Genomic DNA, 19393 nt, shown 5'->3' with positions numbered 1-19393 from the left:
AGCAAATGTTAACCTATTTCGTGCCCTGCCAATTCCCCTGAAATGGACCCCGCTCCACTCGCATCCTGCTCATATTGCAGCTTTCCAAGCCGCTTGGACTTCTCTACCGCTACATTCACGATGCCTGCTTCCACTTCAAATGACTTCGTTTGCGTAACTTCCAATGCAATTTCCCAGCCCTTGGACTTATTATCTTTATCCCACTTTTTGCTGAACCCGATACTCAGATCAAGAGAGCTTGCGAGCGCTATTTTGTTGCCTTCATCAATCGCACTCGCACTTGAATCACCCGTTAACCAACCTCGAATTGTATCATTGACAGTTTCATCGCCTTTGATTTTTTCGGCAAGGCTTTTGCCAGCTGCTTCAAATTGCGGAACCACAAATAACAAATCCGTCCCGGTATCTAGAGCTGATCCTATACCCTTCGCCGCCATATCCTTATCCTTTTTCACTTTGCTAGTGATGAGGCCAACGAGATTTTTCGCTGAGCCTGCTACCGGTGTCGCTACTTTTGATGCAATCTTGACCCATTCGCCCGCATCTTCACCGAATTGGAATGGAATAGAGCCGCTAGCTGTAATTTCGAGCGATCTCAAATTATTATTGATGACGGAACCTGCGGCTTCGAGTCCAAAGGCGATGTCGTTGCCGCCCAGCTTCACCTTCGCTTCGGCAGAGGCTTCCATAACATGCACATTCATACCTCTGCGGAGGGTTGCTGCCTTTTCCTTCAGCTTCGTTAGATCCGTTGCTCCGCCAAATCCGTTAGGCGATTGTTTCTCAAGAGCTTCTTTGTCAAAGCGGCCTAAGAACTTGTAGCCAAGGGCTGCTCCCATCTCGGCTACCCCGGCATTCGCTTCAGCCTCTCCCTTAAAGGTCAAGCCAATATCAACATGATTGCCTGCTTTTTGCAGCTCTTTTTCCTCGATCATAGCTGCCCATATTTCTGCTTCTTCGACCTCGGCCATACCGGACTTACCTCCCATACCCCAGAGATAATCCGCTGCCCTATCGGAAATGTTTCTTATTTGCCTGTACATACCGTACGAGGTTAAATTCATGACACCGGCTGAATCCGTTCCTATACTCTCTAGGAAGAAGCCCGCACGGAAATTGGCGTCGAAGCCAAACGACTGGAAGCCTGCTCCGAAAGTAATTTCAGCGGCCATCGTTAATTCTTTATCTTCTCTGCCTACCGAGCCTGCCAGTCCGAACAGAACATAGACGCCGCTAGCATGAACGGGTATTTTCAAATCAAAGCTGAACGAGCTGGAGTCGCCAATATTCGGCGCGGCAAGATCAAGCACCTTGCCTATGACGAAGAGCCCTTTGTTTAGCGTAGGAGCCTCTACTGTTTTTTTAATGGCTTTGCCGGCTATATCATCCGCCGTAACCTGCTCCTTCGTTTTCTCAGCAAGTGCCGTAAGCTGCGCAGCATCCGGCTTCGAGCCTGGCACCTTTTTATCGCCTTTCGTAATGCTTCGAACGGCGTTTACCGCTTCGGTTTGTTTACTCTTCAGCAGTACAATCGCTTTCTTCTCGGCACCAGCTAAAGCCGCTTCATTTACTTTTACACCCGTAGCGTTTGTACGTGCTACGCCATATGCTGAGGTTTGTGCTGCTTCTTTCAGCAGCTTCTTAATATCCCCTTCAGGCAGCACTCTTTTCGTGATATTGACTGCCTCAGTGGTCATAGCTGCATCGACAGAGCCCTTGGAGGTCGCATGTGCTTCCTTCTTTGCCATCATACCGGTAAACTTCTTATCGAGCTGCGTTTTGCCCGATGTTAGTGCATTCGTGTCCAATTGATTGTCAATATCCGTTCTCGACTGCTCTCGCGCAGCATCTTTCATCTTCTGACGAAAAGCATTAAGTTCTTTGGATCTTCGCCAAGCGCCTCGTCCTACGCCGAGCTTCATAACGACAGCTTCCTTGATGGGTTCATACAGCTTATTCGTATAAACCGTATTAATAACAGCTGGCTGAACAAGCGTACTATCCATTTGATGCCGATTTTCCACTTCTGCCTTACCCAAATCGCCAACGTCTACACTGCTATCGAGAAATGCTGCACTTTGCTTAACCTTGTCCACAGCATCCTTTTTAATCTGTGCAAGAGATACATTAGACAACCGTTCAGCTTCAGCAGTTGCCTCCCTCGTCGCCTGTGCGTTCGCAGCTAACACTTGTTTAGCTAAAGGAATCTCAGGCCTTGCCTCCGTCTTGTTATAGCCTTCAATGAACTTATTCGCCAGCAGGCTCTTTTGGCTCGATGGAAGCTTGCTCACGACAGTATCGCTCGCATATTTCTTTAACGTATCGGATACGATGCCTTTTGCAGCTACATGTTCTGCAGCATAAAGCTTTTCATCTGCCTTCTCATGGGCCTCTGCTACACCGTTCTGATCGATATTCGCTTCTACCGCCGTCTTGGCTTTAGCCTGCAGACTGGCTCTTAGCGATGCTGTTTGTTTATCACTATTTAAGAACGTATGTATATGCTGACTCGTTTGCTGAATAAGCCCATCAAAGAGCTGCTGTGGTTTGACAGTGACCTGCGCATCACGATCTGCTTTGAGCTCATCCTTTCGCACATCTTTAGGTGACTTCTGAGGGGCAGTCGCAGCTCCGCCTACTTGTGCACTCGTAGACTGATTGCCTGCCGTCTGCTGCAATTGCAGGAGCTGCCCAGGATTCACAGCCGGTGATTGAGGTGATTGCTGTGGCTGCGCAGGCGCAGTGCTTTGCGCTGGAGGAGCTGGTTTTGGTTTAGCAACGGTTGGATTCGAGCTTCGTGAGAAAAAAGGCATGGACGGCCCACCTCTATATAGTCTTATATACTAAACGGATATGATGAAAATAAATGGAACATATTACTATTATACACTAGGGTTACTAGACTTAAAGAACTGTTTTACGTAAAAAAACACCACAAGGAATGATCAAACCTCCCTTAGTGGTGTTTTGTATTATTCGGTAATACTTTGAATTACTTAGTCATACATAACACAACTAAGTAATTCTCAATATTGCCATTTTTTCATTAGCTCCATGCTTCAATATCATCATCATCAATTTCTTCCTCTACAACCGGAGAAGCTTTTGGGTCAGGAATGGGAGCAGTAACAGCGGCGCTAACTTCAGCGATCGCTGCTGACAATTGTTCCTCCCCTGTTAATGGAGAATTGATTTCGCTGCCTTGCTGCAAGGCCGATGAGCCTTGCAATCGACTTCTCTCCATCGGAACAAAAGCTTGCAAATTCCGAACGCCGTTTACGGCGATCTCATTTTCAACCAAATATCGAAGAGAATCCATGAGATTCGATTGTGAATTCAACCAAAGCATAATTAAGGGATCCTCTGATTTCTTGGTTTTCAAGCTTATATTTTCACCGGGCAGTTTTGTTTTCTTCATACCTCTCACCTACCAGAATCCGTTAGATTATACCTCAACCTGATGAACAAGCTTATGCAGGCTGAACCGCTTTATTTTTTAATGCCTCATAGATTTTGCCGCGCACAAATGCATCAAGACCCATTGCATTCAGCTGCACTGCGTACTCAGCAGGAATATAAAGCAGCTGCATCTCTCTTTCCGTACACAGCTCTTTCAGCTGTCCGTAGAGTACTGAGCGCATAAGTATGCTTCCGCCGCCGTAAACGCAAATCAGATCGATTTCATTGCGTGCTTTGGTCAGCTGTTTTTTGACATGCTGCACGATTTGTCTAACCTGGCTCTCAAGCGGTCTTCTTAATGTCTTAAGCGCACGTGCATGGTATTTATGATTAGGATTTTTGATAACATCGCTGAAAAATTGACGCGGGCTGTCCGCCAAATGAATGAGTCGGTTAAACTCCTGCAGCGCTTCTTCAATCGCATAACCGGCGCCATGATGGCTGCCATGCACGAATTGACGCAGAAACTTATTACCCTCCGTAATCGGATATTCGGTAGAGCCGTCTCCGATATCCACATGAAGAATGCGTTTGTCTTTGAAATAACTGCCGTTGAATTTCTTATCTACTTCATAAGACTCAAGGAAATCTCCAAAGATTTCGCCCTCTCTCCAGCCGCCCGCTGTATCCTTCTGCAGCGTGAAAATAACCGGAGTGGCTTCTGGAACGACCTTCGCAAACGGGAACACGATTTTTACAGCTACGCGCTGCATGCCCAAATGAACCGTCACATGGTGCAAGCCAGACGTAAATCGTTTCTCAAACTTAGCGGAGGTCTCATCCGTGTGCTGCGTAACCGGAAGCGCCGTTGCCATATCTACTTCCACATCGATTTGTGCAGGTATTTTTTTCTCTTCCTCGTACGCCTTTTGAACAGCCATCGCCGCAATTTGGGCAAGCGTATTGATAACCGGCAAATCCATATCGCTCTTCAGATCGATTCCAATTTGCAGATTGTCCAGCACTTCTCCGCTCTCCAGTGCGAACTTCCCAACATAGTACATCCCTGGTCTTGCTGATGGCGAATCGATGGTTACAACCAGCTGATCCTGCAAGTTCTTAATAAAGCTCTCTGGTGTTTGCTCTTCGCTCCATGGAAGCTCGTCCACCGTACAATTTACATTAGGCTGCTGAACCAGCTTGCCGTCAATGATAAGATCATGCTCACTGTTTCCGTTATCGTTGCCTACAAAGAAATGATAGTTCATAATGGCTTTCCTCCTAGAAAAGGTTTTTGGAAACTTGTACAGCTTCCAAAGATTATGTTTTTTTGTTGCAACTGTCATGGTAATACTTTGCCATACAAAGTATTAGTTTACATCAAGCTATAGTCCCAATGCCCGTTAATCTTTTCTCATCTGTTTCTGTCGCAATATGTTTGTATCGATCGGTTCTTTAACGATGCTGTCGTTTCTGCCCTTTTTCGTCAAAAAAAGCTAACCCGCTTCAGGCGGATTAGCTGTGATGAAATGATCTATAGGATAATGAATTATGCTCTGATTTCGAGAAGCTCGTATTTAATAACGCCCATAGGAGCACTTACGTTAATGATGCTGCCTACCGTCTGACCAAGCAGTTCTTTGCCTAGTGGACTTTCGTAGGAAATTTTGTTCTCCGCAACATCTGCTTCCTCAGTACCTACGATTTTGTACTCGATCTTCTCGGAAAATTCGATATCGTTTAAAATGACGGTTAAACCGATGCTTACTTTTGATAGGTCTAAGGTCTTCGCTTCGATCACACGAGCCTTCTTCAGCATTTTATCTAAAATAAGAATTCTCGTTTCCATGAAGGACTGATCATTTTTGGCTGAGTGATATTCGCTGTTTTCCTTTAAGTCGCCATAACTGATCGCGAGTTTAATCCGTGCAGCCAATTCCTTGCGCTTCACATATTTTAGATCATCCAGCTCAGCTTGCAGCTGCTCTAAGCCTTCTTGCGTCAAAATTACTTCGTCTTTCGACATTTAAACAACTCCTATCTGCTATCTTGTTTTAATTTTACTCTATATCCCGAAAATAAGCGAAATTCCACGACCTTCTTTTTTATACCAATCGCTGTAATCATTTTGAAATATCAATAAATCCTTCACCAAATACGTCCCGCACATCATGAATCGTAATAAACGCATTTTTGTCGCATGCCTTCACAATTTTTTTCAACTGACTCAGTTCCTGCTTGCTAATGACGATATATAAAATTTCCTGCGGCGTTTTTGTATAGTGCCCGCGGCCATAAATAACGGTAACTCCTCTATCCATGACCACATTAACCTGCTCAGCAATTTTGCCTTGCTCCTTGGATATAATGGTGACTGCTTTTTTCGGATTAACCCCTTCAATGATGAAGTCCATCACCTTGGTACCGATGTATAACATGACAATGGTAAGCATCAGCGCCTCGGCACCGATAATGAAATAAGAGGAGAACGCGACGATTAAGTCAAAAAACAACAAGGCATAGCTAATGTTCCAGTCCAAATACTTATTCGCAATACGTGCCAAAATCGTTGTTCCTGCAGTCGTGCCTCCAACGCGGATAATAAGTCCAATTCCCGCTCCGCCAAACAAGCCGCCAAACAGCGCATTTACGATTAATTCATCGGATTGAATACTCCAGTCTGCTGTTAAATGAAGAAATAAAGAATGGAAAAGCACCGCTGCGATCGTATAAATCACCGTCTGTCGATCCAGAAAACGGTAGCCTACAATGAGCAAGAAGGAGTTGAAAATTAAGCTCATTAACCATGGTGCCCATCCAAAAACATAATATAAAATAATCGTTATCCCGGTAACCCCGCCTTCGCCAAACTCGTTCGGAATAACAAATAAGTTGATTGCTAATGCAAAAATAAGTGCTCCAACCATAATTGTAATGACATCCATTATTCTCTTCTTCATATGCATACACCCTTCTTATCTAAAAATATATGATCGTAGTATGTCCATCTTATCCGAAATTGTAAATATTCAGAAAAAATGGCTGTATAAACAAATAAAAAGAACACCTCTTTTAGAAGGTGTTCTCATATTATTCACATGATTATCTTTTAAAAGCAGCAGCTGCAAAGGTATGATACGCTTCTAGAGGGACGCTGCTGCTGCGCTTTCTTGTCCCAATTTCTGCTCTTTGGATTTTTTGATCTGTTTGCTCCGCAGCTGTCCGCAAGCGGCATCAATATCCGTACCATGCTCAAGGCGAACGCTGCAGCTGATACCCTGTTTCTTAAGCGTATCATAGAAAGCTCGCACCGTTTCGCGATCCGTTCGTTGGTATTGACTATGCTCATCCACCGGATTGTAGGGAATGAGGTTTACATTAGCGAGGTTACCTCTATGACCAATAAGCTGTGCAAGCTCTATTGCATGCTCTCTTTGGTCATTAACGTCCTTCAGCAATATATATTCAAGCGTAATTCTCCGATTCGTTTTCTCCAAATAATAATCGATGGATTGCATCAATTTCTCAATGGGAATCGCACGGTTTATTTTCATAATTCGCGTTCGAAGCTCATCATTCGGTGCATGCAAGGAAACGGCAAGGTTTACCTGTAGATCCGAATCGGCGAACTCCACGATTTTGTTCGCTAAGCCGCTCGTTGATACGGTAATATGTCTAGCGGCGATCGCAAGCCCCTTCTGGCTCTTGATCACACCGATAAAGTCTGTCAGGTTCTCAAAATTATCGAATGGCTCGCCGATGCCCATGACAACGACGTGGCTGACATGCTCGCCCTTCTGCGCCTGATCCAAATGAAGCTGTACCTTCATAATCTGCTCCACGATCTCTCCGCCCGTTAAATCACGGCTCTTTGCAAGCAGACCGCTCGCACAGAAGCTGCAGCCAATATTACAGCCCACTTGTGTCGTCACACAAACCGATAAGCCGAATTTATGTCTCATCAATACCGTCTCTATTAAATTGCCATCATGCAGCTTGAACAAAAATTTATTCGTTCCGTCCGCTGATTCCTGCCTCGTATGCTCGGTAAGCGTTTGAATGACAAAATGCTCGGAAAGCAGCTGAATGATCTCTTGCTTCACATCCGTCATATCCTCAAAAGCCGTTACACGCTTCCGATAAAGCCAATCCCATACTTGTGATGCCCGAAACTTTGTATACTCTCGTTCTTTCAGCCATTCTGTCAGCTGATCAAACGTTAATCCATATATAGATGCTTTAGTCATAACTAATCCTCTTTTCAAAACTGCTAAAAAGCAGCCCTATTCTAGCTAGTAGGCCGAAACAAACAATCTGCTTATTATTGTCCCAAAATTACCTCATTAAAACAAGGGGGGAAAGCGCCCAATTATTATGTTAATGCCCCTCCCTTGGCCTATATGTTACATTTCTTTTAAAAGTACCGTCTTCCTATTTTAAAATAGACCCGTTAGGAGGTGCCGAATTGCCGTTCACCTTTGCTCATCCGCTATATATTGCACCTTTAAAAGCGGCAAAGCCTGCTTATTTTAGCTTAACTGGTCTTATTCTCGGGAGTATGTCTCCTGACTTTGAATATTTTATTGCGCTTGAGCCTTATCAGACGATTGGCCATTCCTTTGGCGGGTTGATCTATCAAGCGATACCGCTGAGCATTTTGCTCGCTTATTTGTTTCATTGTGTTGTAAAAGTTCCCTTAGCTATAAACCTGCCTGCGCTTGGGAATTTGGATCGTAAAGCCTACAGCCTCGCCCATGGATGGAAATTTAACACGGTGCAGAGCTGGCTGGTGTTTCTCGTTTCCGTCATCATTGGTTTCTATTCACATCTTTTAATCGATGCTTGCACGCACTATTCAGGTATGTTCGTTACTACATTTCCTGTTCTTCGTGAATCAATTGCCGGGATACCGCTATACAAATGGTTTCAGCGAACGCTATCCATCGTCGGTCTAGTTATAGAGGCAATGCTGTTATACCGCTTTATAAATAAAGCTAAATTGGAATCTGCTTATACAGGCGTTGCCACAAAACTCAAAATGGTATATTGGGCAATTGTTTTATTTTGTACATTGCTGACTTTAACATTAAAGCTAATCTTCACATCCAGCTCCAACTATATCGGGATAGCTGTTGTAGCTCCAATTTCAGGGTTTATGCTCGGCATTCTCCTGGCAAGCATCGTTCATCGTCTGTATAGGAGAAAATGAGTCTATCCCAATTTAGCATAAGCTCTCCTGATGAGGGCTTATTTTTTTTGTAAATAGAACCGCTATCGCATGACCTCATGCCGTAAATGATTTTTGCCATATTGGTGTAACATTCAAACTTTATGCTTGTTCTTATTCATCGTTCAGATAAACGGGAGGAACAAGTTTTGAAAAATAAAACGATCGTCGTTACCGGAGGAACAGGGTCTTGGGGGCGGGAGCTCGTAAAGCGGCTGTTAGAGAGAGAACCTAAGGAAATCCGTATTTTTTCCCGAAACGAAGCGCTTCAAGTCGAAATGATGCACGAATTTCACCATCATCCCAAGTTAACCTTCATTATTGGAGATATACGCGATAAATATGAACTCATGCAGGCCTGCCAACAGGCGGATTTTATTTATCACTTAGCTGCCTTAAAGCATGTGCCAATCTGTGAGCAGCAGCCGGACAGTGCCATGAAAACGAATGTAATTGGCACGCAAAATGTCATTCAAGCCGCGATCAAAAACGGCGTGGAGAAGGTCATTTACGTATCAACTGATAAGGCCTCCCATCCATCGAGCACCTACGGCATGACCAAAGCCATCGGCGAGAAGCTCATCGTCCATGCTAATTTAAGAGAGGGCAAGACCAAATTTGTATGTGTGCGCAGCGGCAACGTGCTCGGATCGACAGGCAGCGTGGTGCCTATTTTTAAACAGCAAATTGTACAGGGATTGCAGATCAACCTAACCGATAAAAGAATGACTCGTTTCTTCTTAGCGTTGGAAGAGGCCGTATCGCTGCTGCTCAAAGCAACGGATGAAAGCAGCGGTGGTGAGGTTTACGTCATGAGAATGCAAGGCTGCCGCATACAGGACCTCGCTGAGGTATTAATTGAGGAGCTGGCGGCATCCGACATTCCAATCCGTGAGACAGGCGCTCGCCTTGGTGAGCGTATGTGTGAATCATTGATTTCCGAACTCGAAAGCATGAGCTCCATTCATTTGGATGAGGACTATTATGTCATTTTGCCTCCATTCCCAATTGATGGACTACATGAAACTTACGCCGGTCATACACCCGTGCAATTCGATCATTATCATTCGGATCATGTACTGATGAGCAAACCTGAAATAAAAGAAATGCTGCAAAATGGCGGGTTTTTGTCATGAGAAAAACAATCGTATTGACTGGTGGAGGCACTGCGGGTCATGTATCAGGCAATCTTGTACTCATCCCGCTGTGTTTGGAACAAAATTGGGATGTTCATTATATTGGGTCAGAGCAAGGTATCGAGAGAAAGCTAGTTTCTGACTACGAAGAAGCGACGTACCACCCCATTTCTACCGGTAAGCTGAGACGATATTGGGCATGGGAAAATGTAATCGATGGATTCCGAGTTGTTCGCGGCATTTTCCAAGCTTACCGGCTCATCAAAAAACGAAAGCCTCATGTTGTTTTTTCAAAAGGTGGATTCGTGGCAGTTCCCGTTGTACTCGCAGCGAGGCTTAACAAGGTGCCAATCGTTATTTATGAACCCGATCTGAATATGGGGCTGGCTAATAAAATTTCCTATCCGTTTGCATCAACGATGTGTACGGCCTTCCGGGAGACGGGAGCAAATTATCGCGATTCAAAAGCCGTATATACAGGTCCTATTTTGAAGCAACATTTAAAGTCGGACAACGTTCAGCGTGCGCTCCATGCTTGCGGCTTTACTTCCGAGAAGCCCGTTCTTCTTATTATGGGCGGCAGCCTAGGGGCAGACAGCATTAACCAAATGGTGAAAACAACAAGGCATGAGCTGCTTGCCACCTTTCAAATCGTTCATATTTGCGGCAAAGGCAAGGTTGATCATACCCTCTCGATGGCTGGCTATAGAGCATTTGAATTTGTCAGCAAGGAGCTTGCGGATTTACTCGCGATAGCAGATGTTGTCGTTTCCCGTGCAGGCTCAAACTCCATTATGGAGCTGCTTGCGCTGCAGAAGCCAATGCTTCTTATTCCGCATACGAGAGGTGGAAGCCTCACGGGGCAGTTTATGAATGCACAATATTTTGAGCAGGCCGGCTTTGCCAAGCTGCTGCTTCAAGAGCAAATGACCGCTCAAAGCTTTGTTAAGGCGGTTATGCAGCTGTATGAGCACCGATTCGTATACGCCGAGCATATGAGCAGTTTTGAAAATGGTGAAGGTGCATCTAAAATCATGGAGCTGATTAAAGTGGCCGGGAACCGAGAAGAGCTGATCAACGAGACAGTTTTATAATAAGATGAAAATAGCTGCTTGCTTGGTTGTCTTATTTTTCCTCATTGTCGTGGTCGTATTTAGTTATGGTTTTCTTACAGCCGCTTGACCTGAGGCTCCGCTGGTATGAAACAAAAACAAGATGTACAGCTTATTCTAATAACAGGTATCATATTCCTTACGTATTCTATCTCTCTACATTGCTGGGAAGGAGCCTTTAATGAATATATTAATTGCCGATGATGAGCCCTTTATGCTCAAGATTTTAAAAGCTTATTTTGAGAAAGAAGCCTTTCATACCTTCCTAGCACAGGATGGCGAGGAAGCGCTGAACATTTTCTATTCAAACAACATCCATTTAGCTGTATTAGATTGGATGATGCCTAAAGTAAATGGTATTGAGGTATGCAAAGAAATCAAAAAACAAAGCAAAACGAAGGTATTGATGCTGACGGCAAAAGGGGAAGACGAGGATGAGCTCATCGCCCTTCAATCTGGAGCAGATGAGTATGTCAGCAAGCCGTTTGACCCGCGTATATTGATTTTGCGAGTAAAGAAGCTGCTTCATATGGACAATCAAATTGCGATCGGAAATATAAAAGTAGATATCGATAGCCAAAAAATTTTTAGAGATGAGGCCGACCTGCAGGCTACGAATAAAGAGTTTCATTTAATGAAGTACCTCATTGAAAACAGAGGGATCATCGTTTCACGAAAAGCTCTGCTCGATCGTATTTGGGGGTTCGATTATTTTGGCGAAGAACGAACTGTCGATACGCATATCCGCAGGCTTAGAGCAAAGATCGGTGATCATTTAATCAGAACACATAGAGGGATGGGCTACAGCCTGGAAGAACCGCATGAATAAGCTAAACAAAAAGTTGATTGGGCGCATTTTATTCGTGTTCTGTATCGTCGTTATTTTCTCAATTGTGATGAATTCGTTTTTCTTGCCCAAATATCTTTTGTACAAAAAAAAGCATGCCCTTGCAGCTATAACTGAGCAGCTTGATGCCATGGATACAAAGCAGTTATTGCGCAATATGGAGGCTCTTGAGAACAAATACGATGTTACCATTGTAAACACACCAGTCACAGCAAATTTGAATGCGCTAAATGAAACAATTATAGGTCTTTTAAATAAAAAAGGCATTACGTTGAGCAAGTTTTGGATCACGAATGAAAGCCTTGAGAAGCTTAACGAATATCAAATGGTCAGAAAAATTTACAATCAAGAGAAGCTGAAATCCAGCTTTCTCGTTACCTTTATGAAAAAAGATAAGATCGTTTTTGTAGTCGGTGAATCGATATCCCACTCGGCAGAAACATTAACCATCGTTAATCAATTTACCCTCTATACTTATGCAGGCGAGCTGCTGCTGCTGATCATCCTGTCAGCACTTTTTACAAGAAGCATCGTTCGACCGCTTGCCAAAATACAAGATGCAGCTGAAGGCATTTCAAGCTTATCATTTACCAAGGTTCATATTCGTACGGGCGATGAAATTGAAGCCTTAGCAGAGAGCATCAATCAAATGAGTGATAAATTAGAGCATGCCCATCATGAGCTGGAAGCGAAAAATGAAAATTTACGGCAGTTTATAGCCAACATTTCGCATGAACTGAAGACCCCGCTATCCTTAATAAAGGCTTATTCTTCAGGAATAAAAGACGGAATGGACGACGGTACCTATATTGATGTTATCCAGCAGCAAACCGATGACATTGCGATGCTGGTGGGCAAGCTGCTTGAGCTCTCCAAGCTGCAAACCGATCTTTATCGGATGAACACCTTTGATTTCAAACAGCTGCTCCATCGAACCTTGCAAAAATATCGTTTTTCCATTCAACAGGAAGCTATTCAGCTATCTGTAGATGACAGCTTGCTAAGCCAGCACCATATATTCGCTGATGAGCAGAAGATAGAGATGGTTTTGAACAATTTCATTTCCAATGCAATGAAATATTCAACCAATCAACAAATTCGTATTACTGCACTGAATAAAGATGATTTTTTACATTTCTCGATCACGAATGGGATTGAAAATGATGAACAGCGACAATGGGATTTGATATGGGAACCCTTTTACGTAATGGAGAGCTCCCGCAACAAACAGCTTAGCGGAACCGGCTTAGGCTTATCGATCGCGAGAACGATTTTGCAGAAGCATGAAGCACCGTTTGGCTTTCATATCGAAAACGAGGAAATTACATTTTATTTCTCGTTGCCTATAGATACGAGTAAGAATTAAAGGCGCTGCGACAATCCTGTTGCGGTGCCTTATTTTTTTGTCACATTGACGTAACAAAAAAGGACTATGATTGCACTTACAGATCATCATTGGAAGACATCAAAAAGGAAAAATGGAGGCATTATGCAATCAACTTCAGCACCTATGAGTAGACGGACGTTTTTGAAGAAGAGCTTGCATTTAACTTTGGGGCTGATGGGAACCGCTGGTTTATCCGGCGTATATTCGCATCTAGTTGAGCCGTATTGGATTGAGGTTAAACAGGTGAAGGTAGCCATCCCAAAGCTGCCTGCCTCCTTCAACTCCTTTCGCATCGTTCATATCAGTGACCTGCATCTCGGCTTTCATTCTAAACCTGAACTGCTGACTGAGCTTGCAGAGCAAGTTAGGCAGGCAAAACCAGACCTTATTTGCTTTACAGGAGATTTGCTCGATCAATCCACCGCGTATATGCCGGAAGCCATTGCCTACCTCTCGAAGCTCTCGAAGCTGCAAGCGCCCTTTGGGCAATATGCCGTTCTAGGCAATCACGATGCCTTCGGCAATCGAAGAGCGGTTACCAAGGGGTTATCAAAAGCTGGATTCCATTTGCTCGATAACCAGCATGTCGCGTTAACAAAGGGCTCAGCGCATCTCTATATTGCCGGGGTCGATGATCCGATGGTTGGACACGCAAATATCGATCAGGCTTTACAAGGCATTCCGGACGGTTCCAGTACCATTCTGCTCGCGCATGAGCCGGATTTTGCTGATGAGTATGCCCGCTATCCGGTCGACCTACAATTGTCAGGCCATAGTCATGGCGGACAAGTACGTATTCCTATAGTCGGGGCACTGTATACACCTCCCTACGGGAGCAAATATACTTCCGGATTATATCAGGTTCCAAACAGCAAATTGCAAGTGTACACCACTCGCGGGATAGGAATGACACGCATTCCCGTTCGTTTTCATTGCCGGCCAGAGCTTACCGTTCTTACGTTAAAGGCACAATAAAGAGAATTGGATACTAGCACCAATTCAACATGGAAATAATACGATGGAGTATGCAGCATGACATTAGCCTAGGAAGGTGTGACGGTTATGACTGGAATCATCAAAAACTTCTATGTGAACGGAAATACAGCTCGCGGCTTGACCAGCCTGTTCGACTCGTCTTTGCAAGATTTGGAGCGCTTATTTATTTTGAAAGAAGGACCTGCTTTAGAACGATCAAACCTCATTCGTTCTATAGCTGACGACATCGCGCAGGGTGGCTATGACATTTGGCTGCTGCACTCCCCCTTCGACAATGGCTCGCTAGATGGACTCATCGTTCCCGCACTCCGTCTCGGCCTTGTTGATGGAACACCGCCGCGCTTTATTGATCCCGCTTTGCTAGGAGCATCCGTTCAATACATTCATCTCGGCGAGGCCGCAGATGCAGCAGAGCTGCAAGCGCTAAAGCCAGAGATCGAGATTTTAAGTACACAAATTACGCAGGCGTACGATCAAGCTTATGCTGGCTTTGCTGAGGCGCTTCGTATTCATGACGACTGGGAGACCGTCTATATTCAGAACATGAATTTTCAAGCAGCCGATGAGCTGACAGCTTCGTACATCGATACATTTTATGGCGATAACAGGCTGGAGAAAACAAGCCGTGTTGATCACCGTTTTTTGGGCGCTGCTACAGCTAAGGGCTCATTCGATTTTGTCCCGAATCTGACGGATGGTTTAAAACGATATTTCGTTAAAGGCAGAGCTGGTTCAGGCAAATCCACCATGCTCAAAAAAATAGCTGCAGCCGGGGTCGATCGCGGACTGGATGTTGAGATTTATCATTGCGGCTTCGATCCGAACAGCTTAGATATGGTCATCGTTCGTGAGCTTGGCTTCGCAATTTTCGACAGTACAGCGCCACACGAGTACTTTCCCGATCGTTCAGGCGATGAAATGATCGATATGTATGCCAGCTGCATTACACCTGGAACAGATGAAGCGCATTCAGATACCATTACCGAAATAAAAAACCGTTACGCTGCGCAGATCAAAACATCGGTTCAGCAGCTAGCTCTAGCCAAGACATTACAAGATGAACGGGAGCAATTGTATACGCAAGCTGTTGATTACAAACAACTTGAACAAATCAAAAATGAAGCCAAGCAAGCAATCGGCAATATTTTGGCCGCTGCCGCTCGTTAACATACATGTATTTTCCATAATAAAAAGCCTGCAAAGCTCCACCAATTGGTGAAGCCTGCAGGCTTTTCTGAATAAAAGTTATGATTATTTCGTTTTGTTAAGCAAACCAATAATGAGTGCTACTGCTTCTGCTCTAGTCGCAATCTGCTGAGGAGCGAAACGGTTCTGGCCAACGCCGCTAACAAGTCCCGCCTCCACTGCGGTTGCAACGTATGGAACTGCCCATGCTGGAACAGATTTGGAATCCGCAAAGGAAAGCTTAGCATTTGGATTTACTTTTATTCCACTTGCACGAACAATCATAGCGACCATCTCTGCACGAGACAGCTCCTTCTCAGGACCAAATGTGCCATCAGCATAACCGCTAATGATACCTGATTCAACAGCCTGCGTGACAAACGATTGTGCCCATGCAGGTATTTTATCAGAGTCCTTGAAGCTTAAAGCTTTGCCTGAGTCAGAGAGATCCAGCGCACGAGCCAGCATCGTGATAAACTCTGCACGATTAACTGATTTATTCGGGCGGAACTGGCTGTCTTCATAACCCTTAACGAAACCAGCCTTCACAGCCTCATTGATAGCTGATGCTGCCCAGTGGCCTGCAATGTCCTTCAATACAACTTCCGACTCATTTCCGCCGCTAGTTCCTGTACCAGGATTTGTACCTGGGTTAGTTCCCGGATCTTTTCCTGGATTCGTTTCTGGATTTGTACCCGGACCTGTTCCTGGACCTGGTCCCGGATCTGTTTTTTCCTTCTTCACAATACCGAATTGATCTACGATAAACGGTTTAGCATCGTTCAAGGTTTGGTCAATTTCATACGTTACAGCCGTTAGCTTGTTGCCATCGATCGTGATGCCAACAAAGTTTTGTACTTGGCCGCGAACAGGGCGTGTGCTGTCGTTCGGATCTGCGCCGTATTTAGCCGCATGGTTCTCTTCCGCACGCTCGAACAGATTGTAATAAGCTTCGCCAAGTGCTGGTTTTGCATTCTTGTAGTATACTTTCGGACCTGCTGTTGCAGGAATCATGTAGATTGAACCATCCGGATTCACCGTATACTCAATCTTTTCACCGTTCAGTGTTTCAGTAATCTTCTCTGTTGCTGCTGCTGTTCCATCTTTTTTGATCGGTTTTGTACGGGCATAGATATGGTCATGGCCTTGTACTACAAAGTCAATTCCGAGCTCTGCCATAATCGGTGCGATTTGGTTTCTTACGCCGTTAGCTCCCATAATATCGCTGTCCGTCGCATGGTTTGAAGTCGTATATGGACCTTTGTGAATGTTGACAATAATCCACTGCGAGCCTGCTGCTTTCGCTGCTTCCACATCTTTTTTCAACCACTCGACTTGCGCCTCGGAGAAGTTCGCATATTTTGCCGAAGTCTCATTCGAGTTCAGCACAACAAAGTGTGCGTTGCTGTAATCGTACGAGTAGTATGCGCCCGTTACCGTTGCAGAGTTCTCTGCTTGCTTGATATTAAAATGCTCGTAGAATGCATTGTTCTTATCTTCATGGTTACCTGCTGATGGTGCAATGGTTGTGTTAAGCAGGCTTTCTTGTGAATGACCAAGCAGCCAGTTCCACTGCTCTTCTCTTGTACCCGTATCTACAATATCACCGTTGTGCACAACGAATTGTGCGCTTGGTACTGTAGCAAGTGCTTTCTCCAGCGTTTCAGCCGAAAGCTTCGCCTCATCTTCTTCTTTGGCCTGCGTATCCGCCAAGTCGATGAATGTGAATGCTCCGTTTACTGGTGCAGTTTGGAATGTTCCTACTTCACTCCAAATATTCAGTGCCGCGTCGCCCACACGGAAATTGTACGACGTATTTGCCTTCAAGCCCGTTGCTTCTGCCTTATGGACAAGCTCAGAAGGTGAGTTGGATGAAACGGTAGAACGACCTGCAAAATTAATTGCTTTTGTGAAATCTGGCGCTGCGTTCGTTTTCTCTACCACTTGCAGGTCATTGCCTTTAAGAAGCAGTGAAGTGTACCATGCAAAACCTTTCGAGCTTACTGGGTCACCGTTAAAAGTTACCGTTACTTTGCTTACTTTTTCTTTGCTGTAATCAGGCTTGTCTTCCTTTGTAATACCGAATTGATCAACGATGAATGGCTTACCTGCATTTACTTGCTGATCAATCTCATAAACAACTGCTGTAAGTTTACCTCCGTCAATGTTAACGCCAACGAAGTTCTGTACCATTCCACGTGCAGTACTTGTCGTGTCGCCATACTTGCGAGCATGATTTTCATCAGCTTTGTCGAAGAGATTGAAATACGCATCGCCAAGCCGTGCATCTTGGTTTTTGAAATAAACCTTCTCACCAGCTGTAGCTGGAATCATATATATCGTGCCGTCAGGCTTTACTGCATATTCAATCGTTTGTCCATTTAGAGTTTCTGTAATTTTTTCAACCGCTTCTGCAGTTCCATCTTTTTTGATCGGTTTTGTACGAGCAAAGATATGGTCATGTCCTTGAAGTACAAAATCAATACCTAGTTCATTCATGAGTGGAGCGATTTTGTTTCTTACGCCATTAGCGCCCATAATATCGTTGTCCGTCGCATGGTTTGAAGTTGTATATGGACCTTTGTGAATATTAACGATGATCCACTCTGCGCCTGCCGCTTTCGCTGCTGTCGCGTCTTTCTTCAACCATTCTACTTGCTCTTCAGAGAAATTCGCATACTCAGTTGAGTTCTCGTTCGAATTCAGCACGATAAAGTGAGCATTGCTGTAATCGTACGAATAATAAGCACCTGTTACCGTTGCTGAATTCTCAGCTTGCTTCACATTAAAATGATCGTAAAACGCATAGTTTTTATTTTCATGGTTACCTGCTGAAGGAACAATCGTTGTATTCAGCAAGCTCTCTTGTGAATAGCCAAGCAGCCAATTCCATTCCTGCTCGGTTGTTCCATTTTCTACGACATCGCCATTATGAACGACGAATTTTGCATCTGGCACAGTTTCCAGCGCCTTAGCGATGGTTGAGCCCGATGTTGCTGCCTCGTCTTTTTCCCTCGCCTGTGTATCTGTTAAATCAATAAAGGAGAACGCTCCGCCTGTTGGTGCGGTTTGGAATGTTCCTACTTCACTCCACAAATTCAACGATTGATCGCCGACACGGAAGAAATACGTCGTGTTTGCTTTCAACCCCGTCGCTTCAGCTTTATGAACAAGCTCTGCTAAGGAGTTCTTTGCAATTGCAGAACGACCCGTAAATGCTATTGCGTTCGTAAAATCTGCTGTATCACCAGTTTTTTCTACCACTTGCAGATCACTTTGACTAGCTCGATTCACATCCAACGGCGTGTACCATGTAAATCCTTTCGAACTGACGGGATCACCATTGAAAGTCACCGTCACTTTACTTACTTCTACCTTAGGTGCCTCTTGCAGAGCAATCAGCTTCATATCAAAGAAGAGGTCAGAGCTGCCGGCGCTTTGCTGATGAACCTCAACAGCAAGCTCATTGTTACCGTCTTTTAAATTAGCCTTTAATGCTGTTGTTAGGTCTACATCTGGATAAACAACAGGATCACTCAAATTTGAAGTCGCTAATGTAGAATACTCAATTTTGCCTCCAGGCATGCCCAGACGGACAACCTCTACTCCATTTACATAAACCACTGCACCATCATCAATGGCAAAAGTAGCTAGCAGCTGTCCATAATGATCCATGCTGTTCTTATCTACATTCAGATTCGTCCGAAAATATGTCGTCGGAGGTTTTTTACTTTTATTCGTTCCATAATCTACAATTGTTTTCAGTGCTCCAAAACCAGTTGCACTAATTATGGCGCCAGAATCCTTATAACCAAGCGGGGCACTGCCTGAGCTCCACGCCGAATCGTCATAAGTAGATCTCCATACTGTGTCTAGATCCATACCTTTATCGTAATATTTCCAAACCGAATTTCCCGGCAATAACGTCACCGGTTCATTCGTTGAAGCAGCAGCGACCGGGGATGGTGCGGCTGCTCCGAGCAAACCAAGCAATAATGCCAAGGATAACAGAATAGATAATACCTTTTTGTTGACGTAGTTCATAATAATCTCCTTTGTAAACAATTTTGACAATCCACATAAACATGACTGCCTCATCATAAC

14 protein-coding genes are annotated in these 19393 nt (G+C 44.5%); 7 read left to right on the top strand and 7 right to left on the bottom strand.

The genetic code is table 11. The features are described 5' to 3' along the window. Nucleotides 1-8: 8 nt before the first annotated feature. The 6 genes from AC1DOV_RS16855 to rlmN form a co-directional block, all read right to left on the bottom strand. On the bottom strand, nt 9-2813 hold the full coding sequence (locus AC1DOV_RS16855) for a hypothetical protein (RefSeq protein ID WP_477550523.1): 2805 nt from the start codon (nt 2811-2813) through the stop codon (nt 9-11). A 233-nt stretch (nt 2814-3046) separates the two neighbouring features. Then, the gene (locus AC1DOV_RS16850; protein ID WP_477550522.1) at nt 3047-3418 is read right to left on the bottom strand and encodes a hypothetical protein; all 372 of its coding nucleotides are present in this window, start codon (nt 3416-3418) and stop codon (nt 3047-3049) included. Between the two features lie 52 nt (nt 3419-3470). After that, nucleotides 3471-4667, bottom strand: a complete 1197-nt coding sequence (locus AC1DOV_RS16845; protein ID WP_441878364.1) for a ParM/StbA family protein — start codon at nt 4665-4667, stop codon at nt 3471-3473. 281 nt (nt 4668-4948) lie between these two features. Further along, entirely contained in the window at nt 4949-5425 is a 477-nt protein-coding gene (gene greA, locus AC1DOV_RS16840) for a transcription elongation factor GreA (RefSeq protein WP_076266440.1), read from the bottom strand. Nucleotides 5426-5522: 97 nt separating this feature from the next. Next, nucleotides 5523-6359: a YitT family protein gene (locus tag AC1DOV_RS16835; protein WP_076266441.1), complete on the bottom strand. Its 837-nt coding sequence runs from the start codon at nt 6357-6359 to the stop codon at nt 5523-5525. Between the two features lie 183 nt (nt 6360-6542). After that, entirely contained in the window at nt 6543-7646 is a 1104-nt protein-coding gene (gene rlmN, locus AC1DOV_RS16830) for a dual-specificity RNA methyltransferase RlmN (RefSeq protein ID WP_477550521.1), read from the bottom strand. A 218-nt stretch (nt 7647-7864) separates the two neighbouring features. On the opposite strand from rlmN, the gene AC1DOV_RS16825 reads away from it, so the two are divergent. The 7 genes from AC1DOV_RS16825 (at nt 7865) to AC1DOV_RS16795 (ending at nt 15271) form a co-directional block, all read left to right on the top strand. After that, nucleotides 7865-8608 (top strand): DUF4184 family protein, encoded by a 744-nt coding sequence (locus tag AC1DOV_RS16825; RefSeq protein WP_477550520.1) that lies wholly within the window; start codon nt 7865-7867, stop codon nt 8606-8608. A 167-nt stretch (nt 8609-8775) separates the two neighbouring features. Continuing rightward, nucleotides 8776-9762, top strand: coding sequence for an SDR family NAD(P)-dependent oxidoreductase (locus AC1DOV_RS16820; protein ID WP_477550519.1), 987 nt, complete (start codon nt 8776-8778; stop codon nt 9760-9762). Beyond that, a complete protein-coding gene (locus AC1DOV_RS16815; protein WP_441878354.1) occupies nt 9759-10856 on the top strand; it encodes an undecaprenyldiphospho-muramoylpentapeptide beta-N-acetylglucosaminyltransferase in 1098 nt (365 codons plus the stop codon). Before AC1DOV_RS16820 ends, AC1DOV_RS16815 begins: the two co-directional genes overlap by 4 nt. A 199-nt stretch (nt 10857-11055) precedes the next feature. After that, nucleotides 11056-11703 carry a response regulator transcription factor gene (locus AC1DOV_RS16810; protein WP_477550518.1) on the top strand — a complete coding sequence of 216 codons (648 nt, stop codon included), beginning with the start codon at nt 11056-11058 and terminating at the stop codon, nt 11701-11703. After that, nucleotides 11696-13087: a sensor histidine kinase gene (locus AC1DOV_RS16805; protein WP_477550517.1), complete on the top strand. Its 1392-nt coding sequence runs from the start codon at nt 11696-11698 to the stop codon at nt 13085-13087. Before AC1DOV_RS16810 ends, AC1DOV_RS16805 begins: the two co-directional genes overlap by 8 nt. Before the next feature lie 123 nt (nt 13088-13210). Further along, nucleotides 13211-14083, top strand: a complete 873-nt coding sequence (locus tag AC1DOV_RS16800; protein ID WP_477550516.1) for a metallophosphoesterase — start codon at nt 13211-13213, stop codon at nt 14081-14083. 87 nt (nt 14084-14170) lie between these two features. Continuing rightward, nucleotides 14171-15271 carry a PRK06851 family protein gene (locus AC1DOV_RS16795; RefSeq protein ID WP_477550515.1) on the top strand — a complete coding sequence of 367 codons (1101 nt, stop codon included), beginning with the start codon at nt 14171-14173 and terminating at the stop codon, nt 15269-15271. An 84-nt stretch (nt 15272-15355) separates the two neighbouring features. Here the strand turns inward: AC1DOV_RS16795 and AC1DOV_RS16790 are convergent, their stop codons facing one another. Beyond that, a complete protein-coding gene (locus AC1DOV_RS16790; protein WP_477550514.1) occupies nt 15356-19333 on the bottom strand; it encodes an S-layer homology domain-containing protein in 3978 nt (1325 codons plus the stop codon). Nucleotides 19334-19393: the final 60 nt, after the last annotated feature.

The sequence above is a fragment of the Paenibacillus sp. 01T47 genome (assembly GCF_056398245.1).
The sequence above is the reverse complement of the archived record's forward strand: the minus strand, read 5'-3'. Positions and strand labels throughout refer to the sequence as shown.

Coding starts and splice junctions, on each gene's coding strand:
- AC1DOV_RS16855 (WP_477550523.1), bottom strand. CDS start 2,813: ATGCCTTTTTTCTCACGAAGCTCGAATCCAACCGTTGCTAAACCAAAA.
- AC1DOV_RS16850 (WP_477550522.1), bottom strand. CDS start 3,418: ATGAAGAAAACAAAACTGCCCGGTGAAAATATAAGCTTGAAAACCAAG.
- AC1DOV_RS16845 (WP_441878364.1), bottom strand. CDS start 4,667: ATGAACTATCATTTCTTTGTAGGCAACGATAACGGAAACAGTGAGCAT.
- greA (WP_076266440.1), bottom strand. CDS start 5,425: ATGTCGAAAGACGAAGTAATTTTGACGCAAGAAGGCTTAGAGCAGCTG.
- AC1DOV_RS16835 (WP_076266441.1), bottom strand. CDS start 6,359: ATGAAGAAGAGAATAATGGATGTCATTACAATTATGGTTGGAGCACTT.
- rlmN (WP_477550521.1), bottom strand. CDS start 7,646: ATGACTAAAGCATCTATATATGGATTAACGTTTGATCAGCTGACAGAA.
- AC1DOV_RS16815 (WP_441878354.1), top strand. CDS start 9,759: ATGAGAAAAACAATCGTATTGACTGGTGGAGGCACTGCGGGTCATGTA.
- AC1DOV_RS16810 (WP_477550518.1), top strand. CDS start 11,056: ATGAATATATTAATTGCCGATGATGAGCCCTTTATGCTCAAGATTTTA.
- AC1DOV_RS16805 (WP_477550517.1), top strand. CDS start 11,696: ATGAATAAGCTAAACAAAAAGTTGATTGGGCGCATTTTATTCGTGTTC.
- AC1DOV_RS16800 (WP_477550516.1), top strand. CDS start 13,211: ATGCAATCAACTTCAGCACCTATGAGTAGACGGACGTTTTTGAAGAAG.
- AC1DOV_RS16795 (WP_477550515.1), top strand. CDS start 14,171: ATGACTGGAATCATCAAAAACTTCTATGTGAACGGAAATACAGCTCGC.
- AC1DOV_RS16790 (WP_477550514.1), bottom strand. CDS start 19,333: ATGAACTACGTCAACAAAAAGGTATTATCTATTCTGTTATCCTTGGCA.